The 4,028-nt window shown below is 34.1% G+C and carries 5 protein-coding genes; all 5 read left to right on the top strand.

All coding sequences use genetic code 11. The features are described from left to right. Positions 1 to 111: 111 nt before the first annotated feature. The 5 genes from csm3 to cas6 all read left to right on the top strand — a co-directional run bounded on the left by csm3 (position 112) and on the right by cas6 (position 3,909). Positions 112 to 849 carry a type III-A CRISPR-associated RAMP protein Csm3 gene (csm3, locus tag JHC30_01960; GenBank protein MCI4462919.1) on the top strand — a complete coding sequence of 246 codons (738 nt, stop codon included), beginning with the start codon at positions 112 to 114 and terminating at the stop codon, positions 847 to 849. Between the two features lie 30 nt (positions 850 to 879). Further along, positions 880 to 1,047 (top strand): hypothetical protein, encoded by a 168-nt coding sequence (locus tag JHC30_01955; protein ID MCI4462918.1) that lies wholly within the window; start codon positions 880 to 882, stop codon positions 1,045 to 1,047. 110 nt (positions 1,048 to 1,157) lie between these two features. Next, a complete protein-coding gene (locus tag JHC30_01950) occupies positions 1,158 to 1,850 on the top strand; it encodes a hypothetical protein (GenBank protein ID MCI4462917.1) in 693 nt (230 codons plus the stop codon). Then, the gene (gene csm5 / locus JHC30_01945) at positions 1,825 to 2,985 is read left to right on the top strand and encodes a type III-A CRISPR-associated RAMP protein Csm5 (GenBank protein MCI4462916.1); all 1,161 of its coding nucleotides are present in this window, start codon (positions 1,825 to 1,827) and stop codon (positions 2,983 to 2,985) included. Before JHC30_01950 ends, csm5 begins: the two co-directional genes overlap by 26 nt. Before the next feature lie 3 nt (positions 2,986 to 2,988). After that, a complete protein-coding gene (gene cas6, locus JHC30_01940; GenBank protein MCI4462915.1) occupies positions 2,989 to 3,909 on the top strand; it encodes a CRISPR system precrRNA processing endoribonuclease RAMP protein Cas6 in 921 nt (306 codons plus the stop codon). The last annotated feature ends 119 nt before the right edge of the window (positions 3,910 to 4,028 follow it).

The raw sequence follows: 4,028 nt of genomic DNA, 5'->3' as shown, positions 1-4,028 counted from the left end.
TTTGAAGTTTTCAAGAACTTCTTTGAGGCTTTCATGGGGTATTACCGTTTTCATAGACCAAGTGACTAAAGAAAGTATGAAATAAACTTATTAGAAGGGGAGGGTGAAAAGATGATAGCACTAAAACTTCAAAAGATTTACGAAATTACAGGCAAGATCGAGCTTTTGACTGGTTTACGCATTGGTTCAGGTAATACAGAAATGCATATTGGGGGAGTTGATAATTTAGTTGTAAAACATCCTTATACCAATGAGCCTTACATTCCAGGTTCAAGTTTAAAAGGGAAAATTAGAAGTTTACTTGAGTATTACTTTGGCTTACCTACACATTCTTATAGAGTAGATCGTAATAGTGGAGGAGTAACTTCTTATAAACTTTTAACGGAAAACAACATCTCTGAAGATGTTAAAAGTAACGCCAGAATCATTTTAAAACTTTTTGGTCTTTCTGGTAGCGGAAGCGAAGTTTTAGAGAAAGTAGGTCCAACGAGGGTGGCGTTTTCTGATTGTTTCTTTACTGAAGAGTTTAAAGGTAAATTAGAAAAAGAAAGGTTACCCTATACCGAAATAAAAGCAGAAAATCGTATCAACAGAATAACAGGAACTGCTGAACACCCTCGTTTTACAGAAAGAGTGCCAGCAGGAGCAGAATTTAATTTTCGAATTACTTTAAAAATCTACTCTAATGAAGATGAAGATGAAGAACTACTTGATATCCTTCTCAAGGGTATGAAGCTTCTTGAGCTTGATTACTTAGGAGGTTGTGGTTCAAGAGGTTACGGAAGAATAAAATTTCATTTTGATGACGAAAAGATAAAACAAAAGTTTGAAAGCATAACTCTTTTTTGATTATAAAGTTTTCTACAGAGGAGGATTAAGTTGAAAACCTATCAAATTATCATAAAACCTCTAACCGGTTTTGGGACTCCGTTAAAAGGTGATACCTTATTCGGACACATATGCTGGCAAATTTATTACGATAAAGATTTAGTTGGTAAGGATTTAGAAACTTTACTTAGTGATTACTTAAAAAATCCTTTTGTATAGTTTCTTCAGCCTATCCATATATAGACCGAAATAGTAGTGATGAAGCTAAAATATATCTTAAAAAACCAACTTTACCTTTACACTTTTTGTTTAGCTTACCTGAGGAAGAGTTGGTTCAAAAAAGAAAAGAATTAAAAGCTAAAGAATATTTTGTATACAAGCCCCCTTTATCCCCATTAAATCAAATAGAATACTTGTCATCGGATGATGTAATCATAGTGAAAGATGAGCAAGTTAGATGCACTATACACAGACTTTTAGGGACTACAAGTAGAGGAGGATTTGCTCCCTTTGTAGTTTCCAAGCTTTGGTATATAACTAAGCTTGTTCTTTTTGTCGGAGTTAGAGAGGATATACCTATCGAAGGAATTATTGAAGCGTTAAAGCGGATAGGAAAATTTGGATACGGAAGGGATGCTACTGCAGGATGGGGCAAATTCGAGGTATTAAGCTATGAGGAAATTGACTTCTATGCAAACATTAGACAAACAGAAAATGCCTACTATGCTCTATCACCTGTCGTTCCTGACAAAAGCGGTAATTATGCTGAAATTTTTTACGAACCCTTTATTCGGTTTGGTCGTCATGGAGATGTCTTAAGCGCGTCTCCTAACCCCTTTAAATCTCCAGTCCTCATGGCTGATGAAGGAGCAATTTTAATCCCAAAAAAGTTTGAAAAAAGAATTTATGTAGGCAGGGCAATTTTAGGAGTATCTTCGGTTAAAGAAAAGGCTGTCCACCAAGGTTATTCTTTGGTTATACCAGTGGAGGTAAGATATGATAAGATACAAGATAACCATTGAAGCCTTAAGCCCAATTCATATTGGATGCGATGAAGTTTTATCACCAATTGAGTTTGTAATAGATAGCTATGAAAGTAAACTAATTAAATTTTCACTTTTTGACCTATTAGAAGTTCTTTCCTTAGAAGAGAGAGATGAACTTGATAGAATTGCAAACAAAAAGGATACTTCAGCATTGGTTGATCTATATAAATTCTATGCTTATCGTTTAAAGGACAAGATAAAAAAGCTTCCTAATATAAAACAATACGATATACCTTATGAGCTTGCAAAAAGATATGATGAGGTCTTGAGACTAACTTCAGATGAGATACTTCAAAATTTTAATAACTTTGAAATTCCAAGGACCTACTTTAATCCCTTAACCGAACAACCGATTATCCCAGGAAGCTCTCTCAAGGGGGCCTTAAGAACAGGGTATTTAGAGTTTTTATTAAAGAAAAACGAAAACAACCCCTCAATAAGAGAAATTATTGAAAGAGTTAATAATATTAATTCGCGTATGAGGAGGAGAGAAATAAATGAAATAATGGAAACTTTAGAAAAACAATTACTAAACTGTCCTAATCCTTCGAAAGACCCTTTTGGTGCGTTAAAGATTTCTGATTTAAACCCTATTTCTCCTATTGAAACTAAAATATTATACCAAGTAAATGTAAGCAAACAAAAAGGAGAAACAAGAGGCAGACTTACCTTGCCTATCGAGGTCATACCGCCTGGGGCAAAGTTTGAAGGCATTTTAGAAATAAAAGTAGAAACAGAAAATTTAAAACAAAATCCAGTGAAGATTGAAATGTCCAAGTTGATAGAAGGAATATGGGGACACTTTAGGGTGATACATAAAAATGAATGCGATTTGGCTGAAAATATTGGTTTTAAGATCTTCGGTCTACACGAGTATCATAAGATGGATAATAAAGAAAGAAAGGTTATTCTCATCAAGCTTGGAAAACACTCCGGAGCAGAAGCTATGACTATAGATAAAATAAGAAAAATCTTAATTAGAAGAGAGGGAGATAAAATTGAATATCAAGCTTCACCGACAACAATTTGGCTTGCCAGCGAGCAAAAGAAAAATATTTCTCAAGCCATGCCTTTTGGTTGGGCGCTTTTAAGGTTTGAAAAACTTTCATAAAACATGACCGAGCTTGAAATACCATACAAAATTATAAATATCACCTGCGAACCAATTGATGAACTACACTTACCCTCATTCAAAGGTTCCTCTTTCAGAGGGGTAATAGGGAGAACCTTAAGACAAGCCCTGTGTGTTTTAAAAAGCTATAAAGATTGCCATCAATGTCCAATCTACAAAAACTGCTATTATGCTTACATCTTTGAGACAATTCCTGATCCCCATAAAAAACTGCCTTTCAATCTTCACAAATATCCTTCTATCCCGCATCCTTTTGTCATTGAACCCCCTTTAGATAACAAAAACATCTTTAAATCCGGGGAAACCTTTTTGTTAAAAATAGTCTTGATAGGAAAAGCTGTATCTTATGAACCCTATTTCATACTTGCAGTTGAGTTAGCAGGTGAGCATGGCATCGGAAAAGAGAATAGAAAGTTTATTCTTAAAGATACTTTATCTACGGATATTTTAAGATTAAGTGTAAATTTTCCACTAACTAACAATGTTTTACATCATCAGAAATCATCTAAAGTATTAATAAACATTCTTACGCCTCTAAGATTAATTCATAATAAAAAGCTTGTTCGAAAATTAGAATTTCATCATATTGTTCGTTCATTATTAAGAAGGCTAACTGTATTATACTATTACCATGTTTCGGAGAAACTACCAGAAATACCTGCTAAGGCTTTAATTGAGCTCGCTGAAAAGGTAAAGGTAGTAGATAATAATCTTAAATGGTATGATTGGGAACGATTTTCTTATAGACAAGAAAAAAGGATGAAGTTAGGAGGACTAATAGGCAATATTACCTTTGAAGGACCAATTGAACCATTTTTCCCTTTATTAAAAGCTGGTGAAATATTACATTGCGGGAAAAACACTTCTTTTGGTCTGGGAAAGTATGAAATCGTTGAAGTTTAAGGAGACCATCGATGAAGCTAATTTACCAAATTGGAAGGCTTGAGCGAGGTGCCTTTAATCCCATTAAATTTGAAGTTCATGGAAAGGTATACGAAGCTCTACTTAGTTCTTTTGCTCTT

This window comes from Caldisericum sp. (assembly GCA_022759145.1).
Classification (GTDB): Bacteria; Caldisericota; Caldisericia; order Caldisericales; family Caldisericaceae; genus Caldisericum.
Note: the sequence above shows the minus strand (reverse complement) of the source record. Positions and strands in the feature narration are given on the sequence as shown.